We start from the raw sequence: 16,487 nt of genomic DNA, 5'->3' as shown, positions 1-16,487 counted from the left end.
CTCTGCACCTCGGCGCAGCAGGCACGGTCCGATCACATATTCGAACATGATCCCGAAAAACGAAAAGCACGTCTCCGAAAAATCGTTCCTGAACAAATAGATGGAACGCAACTGCATGCTTGCGACGCAATCGATCACGAATTGGCCGACGCGCCTTGAGTTTCTTGTTCTGCAGGGCGGTGTTCTTATTTTCTCCTGATGCAGCCTGATCCGGGCCTCCCACCCGTATCTGCGAGAAGGAGATTGTGATGATTAATCCTCTCAAGACCACCGCTCTCGCCGCGGCCGTGGCCGCGACCACGCTAACCTCCGTACCGCCGGCGGATGCACATCCCGAAGCGATCTGGGCCGCAGCCATCATCGGCGTCGCGGCCGGCGCGCTGATTGGCGGCCTCTTCGCCCGGAACCATTGGGGGCCCACCTACACGACCGACCCCAATTACAGCAGCACGCAACCCATGTACGCGCCCAACTATTCCGGCGCCGCGCCCATGTACGCCACAAGCTATGGAGAAACGGGCTACTCGACCGCGGAATGGTCGCCGGAATGGCTGAATTATTGCCGGAACCGGTACCGGACCTTCAATCCGCGCACCGGCACCTTCACCGGCAATGACGGCCAGCAGCACTTCTGTATAGCCAGATAAAGGCACGGGTTCCCCAGGCGGCAAGCACGGGGAACCTTCTCGGGGAAAGCCTCGAATTTTCAAAGCACCAGAACCGGCGTGCCGATCTCCACCCGATCATAAAGATCCTCGACATGCGCGTTGAGCATGCGGATGCAACCGTTCGACACCGCACGTCCGATTGTCCACGGCTCGTTGGTGCCGTGGATGCGATACATGGTGTCCCGCCCGTCTTCGCCATAGAGATACAATGCCCGCGCACCGAGCGGATTTCGTGGCCCTCCGTCCACACCATCGGCATATTTGGCGTATTTGCGCGGATCGCGCCTGATCATGTCATCGGTTGGCCGCCAATGCGGCCATTCTTCCTTACGGCCGATATAGGCGTAGCCGGACCAGGCAAGACCGGCTTTGCCGACCCCCACCCCATAGCGACGGGCAGTGCCGGGCCGCGTGATGAGGTAAAGGAACCTCTCATATGGATCGACCACCACCATCCCCGGATCGTATTCGAACGGGAAGGCGACGTTGTGCGGCGCATATTTCCGGTTGAGGACGAAGTGCTTGTGAGACCTGGCCGCCAGTGCGGTCCGAGGTGACATCGCTGCGGCGACCAACCCCAGCATGAACAAACGCCGACTGACCATGGACTGCCCCTTCCAACGCAGAACGCATGCCTGAAAATGCCGACCACTACACGTTGAAGTGTAGGAGGCTTTTCCGCAGCGTCCATAGTGCCTTGGGCAGGCAGTGGCTTCACTCTCGCGTGAAGCCACTCGAACGATAAAGCGTTCGGATCAGTTTTCCTGGCCGGATTGGCCCATCAGCAGCACCGCATCCGGCCGGCTGATCGGCACATTCGTCCGTGATGTCTTCTTGGCCAGATTCTTTGCGCCATTCTTCTGCAGCAACTCGCGGAAGCTGGGGTGCATTCCGCCATCCGTGTAGGCATGGGCGGAGATGAGCGACCCGCTGACGGCAGCGGCCTCCATGGCGCGCGCGTCGGCGTCGCGCCTGGCAATCAGGTCCGGGTCGGGCGCGCTCGTCATCGGCGGGCAGGCAGCCAGCGGATCGGCGGGCTCGCCATTGGCGAACTGCGCATCGAACACATAGCGCCCCCCGCAGGCCGACACGACCGGCGGCCGCCGCTTCACTTCGAGAATGTCGTAGCCTTCCTTGAGATTCTTCCAGAACGGCATGTTCGGATCGTCACGATGGCGCGCCATGTTCTGCGGCGTCATGCGGAAGGGGAAGGCCTGCACCTGGAACGAGGTCTGGCCGCCGCGCAGCGCCTCGCGCACGACGGCGTAGATTTCCGAAACGCCGTCATCCGTCATGGCGTAGCAGCCGGAGGATGAGCAGGCGCCATGCACCATCAGCGAGTCGCCACTATAGCCCAGCGCCTTTTCCAGCTTGTTCGGGAAACCGAGATCGAAGGACAGGTAATATTGCGATGCCGGGTTCAGCATGCGGACGTTGACCTGATAGAAGCCTTCCGGCGCCTGCCGGTCGCCATTGCGCTTCTTGGGCCCGAGCTGGCCCGACCAGCGGCACATCGGATAGCTCTTCAGCCGCGCGTAGCGTCCGCTGCGGTCGCGTTTCCAGATCTCCAGTTCGCTCTCTTCCTTGAAGATGCGCACCACGATCGGGTCGGACGGCTTCATCTGCTTGGCGGTCATCTGGCTGACCAGCCTGGCGGGTATCGGCTGGCTCGCCTTCACATTGGGATCGAGCACACTCGAAACGCACCCCGCCAGCGCAGTCGACAGCGCCAGAGCAGCCAAAGGAACAGCAAATCTACGCAGCAGTTTCAAATCCGGCTCGTCCCCGAAAAACCCGTCGCCCGATCCTCCCCTGCCATTCATCTGTGGCGGAACTGCGGGCGTCAAATCATGTTTGGCGACAATTCTTGGCTGTTATTGTTAACGAAACCTTGCGATCACGCGCTTTGTGACTTGCCGTTGAGCAAACGCAGCGCATTGCCCACCACCAGCAGCGAGGCGCCGACATCCGCCGCGATCGCCCCCCACATGGTGGCGATGCCGAATGCCGTCAGCGCCATGAACACGGCCTTCACGCCAAGCGCGAAGACGATGTTCTGCCGGATGACGCCCATGGCACGGCGCGAATGGCGGATCAGCCATGGCACCTTGGAGAGATCGTCGGTCATGAGCGCAATGTCGGCCGTCTCTATGGCCGCGTCGGACCCGATGGCACCCATGGCAATGCCGAAATTGGCGCGCGCCATGGCCGGCGCATCGTTGACGCCGTCACCGATCATGGCGACCATCGCGTGACGCCCGGTCAATTCGTCGACGACCTCGACTTTCTGCGCCGGCAGAAGCTCGGCCCGCACCGTATCGATGCCGACCTGCCGCGCAACGCTTTCCGCGGCGGCGCGGTTGTCGCCGGTCAGCATGACAACCTCTTTCACCCCCTGCGCATGCAGCGCGGACAGGATGGCCTTTGCCTCTGGCCGGATCGTGTCGGCGAGCGCAATGACGCCACACAGATGGCCTTCGGAGCCGACGACCACGGTGGTGGCGCCGTTCCCCTCCAGTTGGGCAATCCGGGCCGCGACGGCATCGTCGGCCTGACCCCGCGCGACCGCGTAACGCCATGAGCCGAGCCAGTATGTCTTGCCGTTGAAGGTGCCCTGCACGCCCTTGCCCGGCAGCAGCTTAATATCCTCGCCGGCAATCGGCTCGATGCCGCTTTGCTTCATGTGACGCAGGATCGCATCGGCCAGCGGATGCGAACTGCGCGCCTCCAGCGCGCCGGCCCGCTGCAACAGTTCCTGCTCGTCATGGCCCGAAAGCGGGATGACGGCCGTAACCTGCGGCTCGCCCCTGGTCAGCGTGCCGGTCTTGTCCATGGCGAGCGCGGTGAGCCTGGACGGCAGCTCGATGAAGGTGCCACCCTTGATCAGCACGCCATTGCGCGCGGCCGAAGCGAGCGCGGCGACGATCGACACCGGGGTGGAGATGACCAGCGCACAGGGGCAGGCAATGACCAGCAGCACCAGCGCATTGTAGAACCACGCCCTCCATTCGCCACCGAACAACAGTGGCGGCACGACGAACACCAGCAGCGCCAGCAGCATGACAGCGGGCGTGTAGACGCGCGCGAAGCGCTCCACCCACTGCTCCACCGCCGCACGCCGGCTGTGGGCGTCCGACACCATGCGGATGATGCGCGCCAGCGTCGTATCGCTCGCCGCCTTGGTCGCCTCCACTTCCAGCGTCCCGTCGCCATTCACGGTACCGGCGAACACCTCGTCGCCCGGTTCCTTGCCGACTGGAATGCTTTCGCCCGTAATCGGCGCCTGATTGACGGAGCTGACGCCTGAAACGACGCGGCCATCGAGCGCGATGCGGTCGCCGCCGCGCACGATGAAACGTGTACCGATACGCACATCCGCCGCCTTCACCTCGCGTTCGCCATTCGCATCCTTCACCCGCACCACAGGCGGTGCGAGGTCGAGCAAGGCCGAAACCGCATTGCGCGCGCGGCCGACACTCCAGCTTTCAAGCATCAGCGACAGCGCAAACAGGAAAGCGACGGTGGCGGCTTCGAACCAGTCGCCGAGGATGAGCGCACCAGCCACGGCCACCATCATCAGCAGGTTCATATCCGGCGACATGCGCCTGAGCGCATACCACGCCTTGACCACGACGAAGCGCGCACCGGTGATGACCGACAGGATGAGCGCCGCCTGCTCGGCGAGCGGCGCGCCCTCGGGATGATGGAAAGCCATGATCTCCAGGAAAGACTGGCCCGGCGACATCATGGCATGGACGACGAAGCCGGCAAGGAGGAACAGGCCGCTCAGCGCGGTGAACAGCTTTTGCTCGGCAAGCCGCGCATCCTTGGCCGGCGGTGCGCCTTCCTGCCATGGCTCTGCCCGCATGCCGGTTGCGGCGACCGCCGAAACGATCGTGCTGGCCTGGATGGGACCCGCACCGTCCAGAACGGTCATCCGTCCGTTGATGACGTCGAACGCCAGATGTGTCGTCCCGCCGACCACCGGTCCGACGGCCGATTTCAACGTTGCCACTTCTTCTGCGCAGTCCAGGCCGAACACCCGGAAGCTGCGCCCTGAAACCACCGGCGCGGATGCGATCTCATCATCCGGCTCGCCATGATCATGGCCGTGTCCGCAACAGCCGCCATGCTCATGCGCGTGATCATGTTTATGGCCATGGGAATGCCGGTGGCTTTCCTGGGCCTCCACTTGCCTGGGGCTGCAACAAGCAGCATCGAGCTTGATGATCTCGGCGTCTTTGCGCGCGGACATGGTGTTCTCCTGTGCGTACAGGATGGACGTAGCCCCTCTAGCAACTAGAGCTACAAGAGGGTTTTTCGCACTTTTTTCGCATTCGCGGTCATTCTTGACCTCGGGTCGGACAAGCTCCATATCTCCATAGACTATAGATTTTGCAGGAGAGGATCATGCTCAGCATCGGCGACCTGTCGCGTCAGACCGGGGTGAAGATACCGACCATTCGCTATTACGAGCAGATCGGTCTGATCGAGGCGGCCGAGCGCTCGGAGGGCAACCAGCGCCGCTACACATGTGAGGAAAAGGATCGCCTCTCCTTCATCCGCCATGCCCGCGACCTTGGGCTGACGCTGGAAGCCATCCGCAAGCTGATCGATCTCAGCCAGCATCCGGAGCGCCCCTGCGTCGATGCCGACCGCATTGCGGCCGAACAGCTAAAGGCGGTGCGCGGCAAGATCGAGAAGCTGAGGCGACTTGAAACGGAACTGGAGCGCATCGCCACGCATTGCCATGGCGACCAGGTGAAGGACTGCTACGTCATCCACGCCCTTGCCCATCATGAATTGTGTGAAAGCGAGCATTAAGGCGTCACTCTACCCTCTCCTTGATGGGAGGGACCGAAGGTCCAGGGTGAGACGAATATTGCCGCAACGAGAAGCCCGCACCCCGCCCGCCAATTCGTGGCGACCTTCCCCATCGACGGGAGAGGGCCGCATCACCGCCTGTACAAAATCTCCCCTGTGCCGGCTACGGCATTGTCACCGCCGAACTTACCCGGCGCGGCCCCAAGCAGCGGCCGCTTGAGAATACCCTCTGCCACCAGATAGCGGTCGAACACGCCGGCAAAGACGCTGTCCGGCGCGCCGCATGCGACGAAGCTGGGCGACAATTCTTCCGGCATGCGGTCGAGCAGGATCGAGCCGCGCCGCATCAGATAACCCGGCAGGCGCCCTACCCCACCTGTGACGACCAGCGTCCCGGCGATCATGCGCGCGCCGGCATAGTCGCCGCAACCCTTCAACACGGCCGCCACGCCGCGACGCATCCGGTCGGCCGCATAAGCGCCGGCGCGGCCGCGCACGATGAGCAGCCCGCCATTCATGCCGGCGAGTTCGCCCGCCAGCGGCCCGCCGAGATGATCGCCGGCATTGCCAAGAATCTCCAGCCGGCCGCCACGCATGCAGGAACCGGCATGCGGCCCCGTGCTGCCCTCGACCAGAAGCTGGCCGCCGCGCATCTTTCGGCCCACCTGCGCACCGACATCGCCGGCAACGCGAATGCTGCCTTCGGTCATCCCGGTGCCGACGCCGTCGAAGCGGGAGCTGCCGCCCTCGAAGGCGAGGTTTTGCACGTCGCCACCGGAAATCTTGAAAAGATCGCCAACCGTGAGGCCGCGCTTCGACATGCCGAGTTTTATCCCGCCCATTTCCTTGGCTGAAAGACCCGCCAGCCCCTGCGGCGTCAGCGGCGACAGGTCGAGCCGTTCCGGCGGGATCTCGCGCAAGGTGAAGGTGAGCGGCTTCACGGCAGCAAATCCTTCAGATGATAGTGGAATTTCCCGAGCTTGCCGCCATAGTTGCCGGCGCTGATGCGCGAAGCGCCCTTGTCCGGCCCCAGCGCCGTGACCGCGCCGATGCCGGCCCTCATCGCCGCCGCCACCGCATCGCTGGTCTCGCCGTCGATGACGATCTCCAGCACGGCATTGTCGTCGGGTCCAAGCTCGCTCTTGGTCACCCCGCGCAGCGTCGGCGCGAAGGCATCGTTGGTCGAGGCGATCATGCCCTTGTACTTGCCGCCGATCTTGGAGCCCGAGCGCACGACGCCGCCCGGAAACGGCATGATCGCACCCGGCACCTTTTCGATCGCCGCCACGGCTGCTTCCGCTGCCGCCAGTGCCTTGGCGCTGGATGAGGCGACCAGCAGCAGATTGCCGCCGCCGACGGCCTCCTTGGTGAGGCCGGTGGTGGCCTCGCACAGAAATTCGCCATCCATCACCGGCACGCGCCAGAAATGCCGTCCGCCGAATTTCTTCGACACCTGCCAGCCGTCGCCGAAATAGCGCAGCGCGGCGCCGAGCTTCAGATCGGCCGTGCCCTTCAGCCCGGCAAAGCAGGCGCTGCCCGGCGAAGTCAGCACGCATTGGCCGAGCCGGTTCTGCAACTGCTTCTGCAATTCGTCGGTGCTGACGGCGAAGATCATCACGCGGCAGCCGGGCCGGCCGTCCGGTGTCTCCGAGCCCGACAACTCCACGTCGATCGCCGCCTCGCAGCCGCAGCCGATCACCGAGGTGGCAAAGCCCGTCATGGTGATAGCTGCCTGCCGCGCCCATTTGCGGTTGGGTGCGGTGATGATGATGGCGGTAGCGCGCATGCCGAAGGCTTCGGCAAAAGTGTCGTCGATGGCGACGCCGTTGACCGTCAAGCGTTGCATGACACCTCGCTGAACGGTTGCTCGCGCGGAAGCGCGGAATCGGGGAAATCGAACCAGTTCAGCGACAGGCCGTAGCGCTCCTGATAATAGCCCTCCAGTCGCTTCACCATGGCCTTGTCCGGCGTGGGCTTCAGCCGCAGCGCCTTGCCCCAGCGATAGTTTTTGACAATGCCGTCCTCGACCACCATTTCACCGTTCTTCAGCACGAATGCGGCCGAGCGGAACATCCGGGCGATGTCGCCGCCCTTGCGATAAACTGCAATGTCGGCCAGCGCCCCTGCTCCCAAATGCCCCCGATCCTTGAGGCCGAGCAGCCTGGCGGGTGCCGCCCGTGTCATGATCGCGATTTCCTCGAACGTGTATTCGCGCGTCAGGTCGGGAAGCGTGGACAGGGCCAGCGCCCGCTTCGACAGGCTTTCCATGGCCTGCGCGCGCGCCTCGCGGCTCATCAGCAGCTCGAAGATTTCCGGATAGGCGGTGAAGGGCGCGCCGTTGGGGTGGTCGGTGGTGAAGAACACCCGCCACGGGTCTTCGATCAGCAGGAACAGTTCCAGCCCGATCGCCCATTGCAGCGAACCGTGGAAATCATCCCGATAATTGTAGGGCACGATGCCGCCGCCATTGGCATCGCCGTCGATGATCACCGATTTCCGGGGACTGGCGGTTCCGCGCGCCGAAAACTGCCGCAGCACATCCGACGAAATGGTCACCGTCTGGCCGAACATCACCTGCCCGACATCGATGGTGATCTCGCGTGTCGAGTTGACCAGTTCGGCCAGCCGCGCGGCGGCCGACGAAAACCCGCGCTTGCCCTCGGTGCCGTAGCCGTAGAACTGGAGATGCGCCAGATGCAGGGGCAGGCCTTCCGCCGCCGCCATGGTTTCGGCGGCCGTGTCCGGCGCGCCCGGAATGCCGAGATTGTTGCAATGGACATGCAGCGGATGCGGAATGCCGAGCGCACCGACCGCCGCCTGCAGCGTCTTGACGATGCTGCGCGAACTCGTGCCGTAGAAAGGCACGACATCGTCGAAGGAAAAGCTGCGCGCATTCTCCTTGAAGGCCGCCGCCGCGCCGGCATTGATGACCTTCACCCCGAGCGCACGGCTCGACGCCACGGTCCAGGCGACATAGTCCTCGATCATGACCGGCGAGGCCTTGTCGCGGATCATCGCGAGCAAGAAGTCGTCGTTGCCGAGGATCGCCAGCGTCGCCTTGTCGATGATCGGTATGTCGGCCAGTTCGAGGTGGGTGTGCAGCGCCGCCCCCGGCGACATCGCCGGCTCGACCACGGTGGTGAACCCCATCTGCGCGTAGCGGCGGCCGGTCTCGAATGTCGTCCAGCCGACCTTGGACAGCGGCGTGGTGGCCGGGCGCGACGCATGCGCCTTATGCTGCTCGGGCAGCAGCAGCCGCGCCGTGTTCACATTGCCGCCGCCAATATGGGAGTGGATATCGATGGCACCGGCCATCACCACGCAACCCGTTGCGTCCAGCGTGAGATCGGGCTGACGACCAACAGGTTCGTCAACGACCGTCTCGTCCTCGATCCAGAGATCGCCCTTGCCGACGCGACCGTTGACGGGATCGACGATTTCACCGCCGGCGATCCGGGTCAGCATGGCAATGCCTCTTCTTGCGGCAAATGTTCGGCGATCTGCCGCAATACGGCCGCCGTCGACGGCAGTTCGCTTGGAGCTTTCGCCTCGATGGCCGCCAGCGTACCGATCCGGCTCGCATAGAAGACCGCGTCATGGCCGAGGCCCGGCGTGCCGATGGCAATGGTCACGGCGGCCCCGGCAACCTGTTTTTTGGTTCCGGTCAGCGCGATCAGCGCCATATTCCTGGACCCGGCAGGCAGACGCTTCGCATCATCGGCAACGACCAGATGCAGGTCCGCCTCGCCATCGGCGATCATCCGCGCCGCATCGAAACGCCAGGGGTCGAACTCCGCTTCGCCGCGCATCAGGCTGGTACGAAGCGGGAAGCCTGTCGTCCAGGTCGAGGCCAGCGTGCTGCCCCAGCCATTCTCGCTTGCCGGCAGATGCAGCGCCGAGGCGCGCTGCTTGCCGTTGATGTCGGCGATGAGCCCTTGCAGCATCTCCAGCCCGAGCGTTCCGACCGACTGACCGCAAAAGGTGAAGACCGGAAAACGAGCGTCGGCCAACGCCTTGGCGAAGTGGGCAAAATGGGTCACTTCGAGAGCGGTCTTGCGTCCGGCCCATTGCGCGCGCAGTGCGGCAAGCGTGGCCTCAAGCCCGCCATCGCAGGAAAGCCGCGTCGCCTTGACCTTTGCCGGCGCTTTCACCTCAGTCCCGATCAGGAAAAACTGTCGGCCGGTTCCGGCATCGAGATCGGGAACGGTAGCGGCAAGCCCTGCCATGATGTCGCGATGCGCTGCCGGCAGCGCCCCGACGATGACGATCACATCCGCACGCCGCCGCACCTCGCCCGGCGCGATGAACATGCCGCCCTTGTCGGTGTGCTGCGCCGTCTCCCGCGCCACCGCCTCGCCGTCGAGCTGGTCATAGGCGGCACCGACCGCACGTGCGAGTGCGATCGCGGCGCGCGTGCCATGCACATCCGTATCGAAACTGAAAACGGGACAGGAACTGGTCACCAGAAGCTCGGCGGCATGCTTTGCCGCGTCAGCCACAGGCACGCCCCGGTCGCCGATCCATGCAACCGTCATGCTCTCGCAAACTTTCTGGTGCCCGGTCTGACTTTAGACGAAACTGTTTTGAGCGGAAACCCCACCCGGTCCGGACTATCGAAGGACAGCGCGCCCGCGTCAATCGTATTTGATGTAGGCGAAGCGCTGGTCGGTGGATGGCGTGCCTTCGAGCGCGCCGCCTTCCTTGCCCGGCTGCCATCCAACAACGGATTCGATCTTCCTGGCCAGTTCGAAATCCTTGTCGGTAATGCCCTTGGCCGCATGATTCTGGAGCTTCACCTCGACCCAGGCATAGGACGCGGCGATATCGGGATGGTGCCAGGCGGCCTCGGCCAGATGGCCGACCGTATTGATGACCATCAGCGTGGATTTCCAGCTATGGGTCTTGTATTTGCGCCTGATCCAGCCATTCTCATACCACCATTTCGGCAGCTCCTTCTGGAGCCGTTCGGTGATTTCGGCCTCGGAATAAACGCGTTCCTTTGCAGCAGCTTGCTTTTCTTCACTCATGATCGCCTCCACCGTCCCTCCGAATTTCCAAAGGCTCCGCCTGCCCGGAAACGCCCATGTAACCTTTTGTCCCGCTTGCCCCGCCTTTGAAAGCCGCTATCATTGCAATGGGCACCTAAACTTCTGTGATGCATGTATGATGCACCCACAAGGGGGCAGATGTCTAATTCCGTGACCATAAAAGTGCCGGCAAGGCTGCATCTTGGGTTTCTCGACCTGAGCGGCGACGCCGCGCGCCGTTTCGGTAGTCTCGGCCTGCCGCTGAGCGGGCCGGAAACGATAGTGACCTTGGCACGCGCGCACGAAAACAGCGCCGAAGGGCCGGATGCCGCCCGCGCCGGAGAACACCTCAAGCGCCTGTGCAGGCATCTCGGCATCCACACGGGCCATCGGCTGGTGGTCGAACAGGCCATCCCGCCCCATGCCGGGCTCGGCTCCGGCACGCAGATCGCCATCGCAGTAGCGGCGGCTCTGCGCACTCTGCACAAGATGCCGCTCGACACGGCCGCCGATGCCATATTGCTCGGGCGCGGCGAACGTTCCGGCATCGGCATCGCCAGCTTCGAAAGCGGCGGCGTGATCGTCGATGCCGGCAAGGACGACAGCGGCAGGCAGCCGCCGGTGGTTGCCCGCCTTCCGTTTCCCGACGACTGGCGCGCGATCCTGATCCTCGATCATAACCAGAACGGCATCCATGGAGCCGAGGAAATCGACGCGTTTCGCGCCTTGCCGCCCTTCCCGGCCGCGAGCGCCGGGGAAATCTGCCGCCATGTGCTGATGGGGGTGATGCCCGCGCTGGTGGAGCGCGACCTGCCCGCCTTCGGCGCCGGCATTACCGCCATCCAGTCGCTGATCGGCGCCTATTTCGCGTCGGCGCAGGGCGGCATCTTCACCAGCAAGCGGGTGGAGGATGTTGCCAACCGCCTCGCGACAGCGGGTGCGACCGGCATCGGCCAGAGTTCGTGGGGTCCGACTGGCTTCGTCTTCGCGCCGGCGGCGCAAGCCGAAGCGATTGTACGCAAGGCTGGCTCGCTGCCGCCGGGCATCGAAACGCGCATCGTGCGCGGCCGCAATTCCGGGGCCGAGATCCACGCCACCGCGCTCAATCTCGTCGGTTCCTAGACTTTCATCCGCAGGGCACCCTCTGTCACAGCCAGGAAGATCATCATGGCCCGCAAACACATCCTGCATATGCTCACGCCGCTCCGGCACATGAGCCCGTTCGACGTCAACATGGCGGTCGATGCCGGCTATGACGTCGTGGTGCCCTATGTCGAGGTCGGCCTGGCCGAAGTCACCGGTCTCGTCCAGGACGCGATCTTCTCGCGCCCGCCCGATGCCGGGGTCAACACCGGCATCTTCATCGCCGGCAAGGACGCAGCCCTTGCACTCGACATGTTCGCGGCCGCGAAAAAGGCGATGGTGCCGCCCTTCAAGATTTCTGTCTTCGCCGACCCGGCCGGTTCGTTCACCACGGCGGCGGCCATGGTCGCCAAGACGGAAAAGCTCTTGCGCAGCAAGTTCGAGCGCACGCTCGACAACACACGCATCACCGTCTTCGGCGCGACCGGCGTGGTGGGCTATTGCACGGCCGTCATCGCCGCCAGGGAGGGTGCCGAGGTAACGCTCGTCGGCCATGACGGCGTCGAACGGGTGACGAAGATTGCCGCCGACATCAAGCGCCGCTTCGATGTCGATACCTGGCCGGTTGACGGCTCGAGCGACGACAGGAAGAAGGACGCCGTCCATGCCAGCCAGGTGGTGCTGTCGGCCGCCAAGGCGGGCATCCAGGTGCTGTCGCGCGATCAGCTTTCGCAAGCGCAGGACCTGCTGATCGCGGCGGACGTCAATGCCGTGCCGCCAGCCGGCATAGAGGGGTTGGGGGTCAGCGCCAATGGCGACCCGATCGAAGCGACAAGGGCTGTCGGTATCGGTCCGCTCGCCATCGGCAATGTGAAGTACAAGACCGAATTCGGATTGTTCCAGAAGATGATCGGCGCCGAAAAGCCGGTCGCATATGATTTTCAGGACGCATTTACCCTTGCGCGCGAGATCGCAAAGTAACTCGAGCGCCGTGCTGATCGCGGCGATTTCCGGTCGGGCACTGGCAGCCGCCGCGCGCCGCGCGGGCTATCGCGCGCTGGTGGCCGACTTTTTCTGCGACGACGACACGCGCGCGCTGGCCGAACGCACGGCGATGCTGCCCGGCGACCTGCACAAAGGTATCGACCCCGACCGCATCATCAGCACGCTAACCAAGCTTTCCAACCGCGAGGAGCCTTTGGCGCTGATCTGCGGCTCCGGTTTCGAGCGGCTGCCGGGCCTCATCGACACTCTGGCCGCCCGTTTTCCCTTGGCCGGATGCGCTGGCGATTCCATTCGTCGCGTGAAAGACCCGGAACGCTTCGCGGCCGACTGCGCCGAACTCGGCATCCCGCATCCCGAAATCCGGCGCCAGCGGCCCGACGATCCGCACAACTGGCTGCTCAAGCGCGACGGCGGTGCCGGTGGCACCCATATCGGCCGCGCCAATGGCGATGCGGCTGCGCCGGGCCGCTATTTCCAGCGCTTTGTGGAAGGCAGCAGCGTCTCGGCCCTGTTCGTCGGCGATGGCAGCCAAGCGCATGTCGTGGGCTTCAGCCGGCAGTTTGCCTCGCCGACAACGGCCGCGCCCTACCGCTATGGCGGCGCGGTACGGCTGCGCCGCCTGGACCGCAAGGACGCCGTCACCATCGAAAGCTGGCTTTCCCTGCTGACCCGCCGTTGCAATCTGGTCGGCCTGTGCAGCGCCGACCTGATCCGCAACGCGCAGGGCTACCATCTGCTCGAAATCAATCCCCGGCCGGGCGCCACGCTCGACATTTTCGACGCCGACGAAGCATCGCCCATGGAAGCGCATCTCGACGCTGCGCGCGGAAAGCCCATTCGGCTGCCGGTCTTTTCCGACTGCATGGCCTCGATGATCGCCTACACTGACCGACCGCTGGAGAGCTTTCCGCAGATCGACTGGCCCGGCTGGGCAGCCGACCGGCAAGCGGCCGGCACCAAACTGCGGGCGGGCGATCCGGTCTGCACCATCTTCGCGCGCGGCCCCAATATCCGCGCCGCGCGGCAAACCCTGAACGCACGCGCCCGCGAACTGAAACGCCAATGGGCAGGAGGTATCCGACCATGAAAGAGGGCTCAGCCTTTCTCAACGAAAACGCCGCGCGCATCGCGCAAAGCATGGTGGCGGATGCCGAGCGCCTGCGCGTTAACGTTTCCACGGGCTCGCTTGGCGAGCGCCGGATCGATGCCGGCGCAAGAGCGCTCGGCAGCATCGAGGCCGGGTTGCGTATGGCCGAAGCCGCCATGGGCGGGCTCGGCACCGTCTCGCTCGTCATGAACGCGACGGCAGAAAAATATCCGCTCAATGTGCAGGTCCGCTCCTCGCAGCCGGTCATCGCCTGCCTTGCCGCGCAATATGCGGGCTGGAACCTTTCCATCGACGACTATTTCGCCATGGGCTCCGGCCCGGTGCGCATGCTGGTGTGCGTGGAGCCGCTGTTCGAGACGCTGACCTATCGCGAGAATGCGAAGCGGACGGCCGTCATCCTCGAAGCGGCCACGCCGCCGCCGGAGGCCGTGGTGGAGAAAGTCTCCAAGGCGGCCGACATCGTGCCCGAAAACCTCACCTTCATCTATGCACCTACCCAAAGCCTTGCCGGTGGCGTGCAGATCGTCAGCCGGGCGCTGGAAGTCGTCCTGCACAAGGCCAACGACCTAAAGTTCCCGCTGGACAACATCGTCGATGGTGTCGCGACGGCGCCCGTGCCGGCCCCGCATCCGGATTTCCTCGCCGCCATGGGCCGCACCAACGACGCCATCATCTACGGCGGCACCGCGCAGCTTTTCGTACGCGGTTCGTCCGACGACGCGCGCGACCTCGCGGAAAAGATGCCCAGCAGCGCCTCGCGCGACTATGGCCGTCCATTCGCGGAAGTCTTCGAACACTTCAAGGGCGACTTCTATGCCATAGACCCGCTGCTTTTCAGCCCGGCCGAAATTGCCATCACCGCAATCGAAACCGGCGAAACGTTCCGCGCCGGACGGCGCGACCTCGCCATGCTGGAGAGGTGCCTTGGCTGAGAAGGACAGAACGTGAAGGTCCTGGTCGTCAACGACATCGTCACCAACCGTTCGCGGGGGCTTGCGGTAGCGCTTGAAAGACGCGGTTGCGAGACCGTTACGGCCGCCCTTTCGGAGATCGGCTTCGATACCGGCAGCCCGTCCGGCCTTGCCATTCCCGGCTTGGGTGCAGGCGAACTTCCCGATGCGGTTCTGGTGCGTTCCGTGGCGGCCGGATCATTCGAGGCAATCACCCGTCGCCTCGGCGTGCTGCACGCGCTGGCTCGTCTTGGCGTGCCGGTGTGGAACTCGGCGCAGGCCATCGAGCGCTGCGTGGACAAGTCGATGACCACGTTTCTCCTGCAAAGGGCCGGCCTTCCCACCCCGGCCACCTTCGCAGTCGAGGGCCGGGACGCGGCGCAAGCGATCGTTGCGCATGAGGCGGGACCGCTGGTGCTGAAGCCTCTTTTCGGCGCACAGGGCCGCGGCATCCGGCTGGTCCGGAGCACGGAAGATTTGCCGCCGGAAGCAGACGTCAGCGGCGTCTATTATCTCCAGCGTTATGTGCCGCGCCCCGGCCCGCCCTTCCGCGACTATCGTGTCTTCGTCTGCGCCGACAGGGTGTTGGCCATGATGCTGCGGCGTGGCGACGACTGGATCACCAACATCAATCGCGGGGCAACGCCCGAGGGGCTTGTCTCGCCCGATGGCGAGTTGGAGAAGCTGGCGATTGCCGCCGCGCGCGCGGTAGGCGCGGATTTCGCAGGCGTGGACATCCTGCCCGACGCGGAGGGGCGGCTGTTTATCCTCGAAGTCAACAGCATGCCCGCCTGGTCGGGTCTTCAGTCGGTGGTCGCGGTCGATATTGCCGATGCCATCGCCGAAGCGCTTCTGGACTTCCTCGCAGCTCGCGCCGACACCCCGGCAAGCCTCCTGCCTGCGAGCGCCGCGTGCTGAACATGACACGAAGGCAAGCAATCCGGGCCGCCTATGAGGATGCCTGCCGGCGGGAAATCGAGGCACTGAAGCCCGGCAACGTCCACCTGTTTGCCGATGGACACCGCATGACGGCACAGGAATTCCTGACAAGCGCGCAGGTGTCTTCCGACCCGCTGACGGACCCCACGCTATCGCTCGGCCAGCGCATCGTCGAAGCGGTACGGGCCACGCGCGCGGCCGTCGGCACAAACACCAATCTCGGCATCATCCTGCTTTGCGCACCGCTTGCGGCGGCAGCGGCTCCGGAAGGAGGAAGACTGCGCGAAAGGCTGGGCCACGCCCTCCAGGCAATCGACCTTGATGACACCGCGGCGGTATTCGAGGCCATCGTGCTGGCTTCTCCCGGCGGGCTCGGCGCGGCGTCCACGCATGACGTGCATGAAAGGCCGACCGTTGGCCTCCTGGAAGCGATGAGGCAAGCCGCCGACCGCGACCGCATCGCCCGTCAATACATCTCCGGTTTTGCCGATATATTCGAGCTCGGCCTTCCGGCACTGGAAACGGCTATCGACTGCGGCGAAACCGGCATGTGGCCTGCCGTGCACTGCTATCTGGCGTTTCTGACCGCCTTTCCGGACAGCCATGTCCAGCGCAAATTCAACCTTGAAACGGCGCAGAAGGTGCGCAACGAGGCGCTTTCGGTCCATGCCCGGTTCCTGTCGGCGCCGGACGATCCGCGGCGGATCGAGCTGCTCTCGGAATTCGATGCGCGCCTGAAAGAACGCGGAATCAATCCCGGCACTTCGGCCGATCTCACGGTAGCTTGTCTTTTAGTCCACAATCTGGGAGGCCGGCTTGCGCAGTTGTCGGGTTGATGGTTGAATTTCCGCAGCGGAAGCAGTGCTTTCGCTGCTATCTAGCC

The 16,487-nt window shown here is 64.3% G+C and carries 16 protein-coding genes; 8 read left to right on the top strand and 8 right to left on the bottom strand.

The window, feature by feature from the left end:
* Positions 1-248: 248 nt before the first annotated feature.
* Entirely contained in the window at positions 249-647 is a 399-nt protein-coding gene (locus tag C7441_RS16365) for a BA14K family protein (protein ID WP_019171331.1), read from the top strand.
* A gap of 59 nt (positions 648-706) precedes the next feature.
* Here C7441_RS16365 and C7441_RS16360 read toward each other — a convergent pair whose 3' ends face one another.
* The 3 genes from C7441_RS16360 to C7441_RS16350 all read right to left on the bottom strand — a co-directional run bounded on the left by C7441_RS16360 (position 707) and on the right by C7441_RS16350 (position 4,923).
* A complete protein-coding gene (locus C7441_RS16360; RefSeq protein WP_210205667.1) occupies positions 707-1,273 on the bottom strand; it encodes a L,D-transpeptidase in 567 nt (188 codons plus the stop codon).
* Between the two features lie 150 nt (positions 1,274-1,423).
* Positions 1,424-2,440: a L,D-transpeptidase family protein gene (locus C7441_RS16355; RefSeq protein ID WP_425326593.1), complete on the bottom strand. Its 1,017-nt coding sequence runs from the start codon at positions 2,438-2,440 to the stop codon at positions 1,424-1,426.
* Between the two features lie 125 nt (positions 2,441-2,565).
* Positions 2,566-4,923, bottom strand: a complete 2,358-nt coding sequence (locus tag C7441_RS16350; protein ID WP_109613799.1) for a heavy metal translocating P-type ATPase — start codon at positions 4,921-4,923, stop codon at positions 2,566-2,568.
* A gap of 155 nt (positions 4,924-5,078) precedes the next feature.
* On the opposite strand from C7441_RS16350, the gene C7441_RS16345 reads away from it, so the two are divergent.
* Positions 5,079-5,492 (top strand): MerR family transcriptional regulator, encoded by a 414-nt coding sequence (locus C7441_RS16345; protein ID WP_109613798.1) that lies wholly within the window; start codon positions 5,079-5,081, stop codon positions 5,490-5,492.
* A 131-nt stretch (positions 5,493-5,623) separates the two neighbouring features.
* On the opposite strand, the gene C7441_RS16340 is transcribed toward C7441_RS16345, so the two are convergent.
* The 5 genes from C7441_RS16340 to C7441_RS16320 form a co-directional block, all read right to left on the bottom strand.
* Positions 5,624-6,433: a formylmethanofuran dehydrogenase subunit C gene (locus C7441_RS16340; protein WP_109613797.1), complete on the bottom strand. Its 810-nt coding sequence runs from the start codon at positions 6,431-6,433 to the stop codon at positions 5,624-5,626.
* The gene (gene fhcD, locus C7441_RS16335) at positions 6,430-7,338 is read right to left on the bottom strand and encodes a formylmethanofuran--tetrahydromethanopterin N-formyltransferase (RefSeq protein ID WP_109613796.1); all 909 of its coding nucleotides are present in this window, start codon (positions 7,336-7,338) and stop codon (positions 6,430-6,432) included. Before fhcD ends, C7441_RS16340 begins: the two co-directional genes overlap by 4 nt.
* Positions 7,326-8,957, bottom strand: a complete 1,632-nt coding sequence (locus tag C7441_RS16330; protein ID WP_109613795.1) for a formylmethanofuran dehydrogenase subunit A — start codon at positions 8,955-8,957, stop codon at positions 7,326-7,328. Before C7441_RS16330 ends, fhcD begins: the two co-directional genes overlap by 13 nt.
* Complete coding sequence (locus C7441_RS16325; protein ID WP_109613794.1) at positions 8,951-10,027, bottom strand: molybdopterin-binding domain-containing protein; 1,077 nt, start codon at positions 10,025-10,027, stop codon at positions 8,951-8,953. The genes C7441_RS16330 and C7441_RS16325 overlap by 7 nt, the downstream gene beginning before the upstream one ends.
* A gap of 99 nt (positions 10,028-10,126) precedes the next feature.
* A complete protein-coding gene (locus C7441_RS16320; RefSeq protein ID WP_109613793.1) occupies positions 10,127-10,519 on the bottom strand; it encodes a 4a-hydroxytetrahydrobiopterin dehydratase in 393 nt (130 codons plus the stop codon).
* 159 nt (positions 10,520-10,678) lie between these two features.
* Between C7441_RS16320 and C7441_RS16315 the strand changes: the two genes are divergently transcribed.
* From C7441_RS16315 to C7441_RS16290, 6 genes are read left to right on the top strand one after another with little or no spacing between them, the layout of a single operon-like run.
* Entirely contained in the window at positions 10,679-11,641 is a 963-nt protein-coding gene (locus tag C7441_RS16315) for a beta-ribofuranosylaminobenzene 5'-phosphate synthase family protein (RefSeq protein ID WP_109613915.1), read from the top strand.
* Positions 11,642-11,686: 45 nt separating this feature from the next.
* Positions 11,687-12,583: an NAD(P)-dependent methylenetetrahydromethanopterin dehydrogenase gene (locus C7441_RS16310; RefSeq protein WP_109613792.1), complete on the top strand. Its 897-nt coding sequence runs from the start codon at positions 11,687-11,689 to the stop codon at positions 12,581-12,583.
* Positions 12,561-13,694, top strand: a complete 1,134-nt coding sequence (locus C7441_RS16305) for an ATP-grasp domain-containing protein (RefSeq protein WP_244916174.1) — start codon at positions 12,561-12,563, stop codon at positions 13,692-13,694. The genes C7441_RS16310 and C7441_RS16305 overlap by 23 nt, the downstream gene beginning before the upstream one ends.
* Entirely contained in the window at positions 13,691-14,647 is a 957-nt protein-coding gene (gene mch, locus C7441_RS16300; protein WP_170125157.1) for a methenyltetrahydromethanopterin cyclohydrolase, read from the top strand. The genes C7441_RS16305 and mch overlap by 4 nt, the downstream gene beginning before the upstream one ends.
* Positions 14,648-14,659: 12 nt before the next feature.
* Positions 14,660-15,583 carry an ATP-grasp domain-containing protein gene (locus C7441_RS16295; RefSeq protein WP_109613789.1) on the top strand — a complete coding sequence of 308 codons (924 nt, stop codon included), beginning with the start codon at positions 14,660-14,662 and terminating at the stop codon, positions 15,581-15,583.
* Positions 15,584-15,585: 2 nt separating this feature from the next.
* Positions 15,586-16,440 carry a triphosphoribosyl-dephospho-CoA synthase gene (locus C7441_RS16290; protein WP_170125156.1) on the top strand — a complete coding sequence of 285 codons (855 nt, stop codon included), beginning with the start codon at positions 15,586-15,588 and terminating at the stop codon, positions 16,438-16,440.
* Positions 16,441-16,487 lie beyond the last annotated feature (47 nt).

This window comes from Pseudaminobacter salicylatoxidans, from assembly GCF_003148475.1.
Classification (GTDB): domain Bacteria; phylum Pseudomonadota; class Alphaproteobacteria; order Rhizobiales; family Rhizobiaceae; genus Pseudaminobacter; species Pseudaminobacter salicylatoxidans.
Note: the sequence above shows the minus strand (reverse complement) of the source record. Positions and strands in the feature narration are given on the sequence as shown.

Coding starts and splice junctions, on each gene's coding strand:
- C7441_RS16325 (WP_109613794.1), bottom strand. CDS start 10,027: ATGACGGTTGCATGGATCGGCGACCGGGGCGTGCCTGTGGCTGACGCG.
- mch (WP_170125157.1), top strand. CDS start 13,691: ATGAAAGAGGGCTCAGCCTTTCTCAACGAAAACGCCGCGCGCATCGCG.
- C7441_RS16315 (WP_109613915.1), top strand. CDS start 10,679: ATGTCTAATTCCGTGACCATAAAAGTGCCGGCAAGGCTGCATCTTGGG.
- C7441_RS16350 (WP_109613799.1), bottom strand. CDS start 4,923: ATGTCCGCGCGCAAAGACGCCGAGATCATCAAGCTCGATGCTGCTTGT.
- C7441_RS16320 (WP_109613793.1), bottom strand. CDS start 10,519: ATGAGTGAAGAAAAGCAAGCTGCTGCAAAGGAACGCGTTTATTCCGAG.
- C7441_RS16360 (WP_210205667.1), bottom strand. CDS start 1,273: ATGGTCAGTCGGCGTTTGTTCATGCTGGGGTTGGTCGCCGCAGCGATG.
- C7441_RS16290 (WP_170125156.1), top strand. CDS start 15,586: ATGACACGAAGGCAAGCAATCCGGGCCGCCTATGAGGATGCCTGCCGG.
- C7441_RS16330 (WP_109613795.1), bottom strand. CDS start 8,957: ATGCTGACCCGGATCGCCGGCGGTGAAATCGTCGATCCCGTCAACGGT.
- C7441_RS16345 (WP_109613798.1), top strand. CDS start 5,079: ATGCTCAGCATCGGCGACCTGTCGCGTCAGACCGGGGTGAAGATACCG.
- fhcD (WP_109613796.1), bottom strand. CDS start 7,338: ATGCAACGCTTGACGGTCAACGGCGTCGCCATCGACGACACTTTTGCC.
- C7441_RS16365 (WP_019171331.1), top strand. CDS start 249: ATGATTAATCCTCTCAAGACCACCGCTCTCGCCGCGGCCGTGGCCGCG.
- C7441_RS16310 (WP_109613792.1), top strand. CDS start 11,687: ATGGCCCGCAAACACATCCTGCATATGCTCACGCCGCTCCGGCACATG.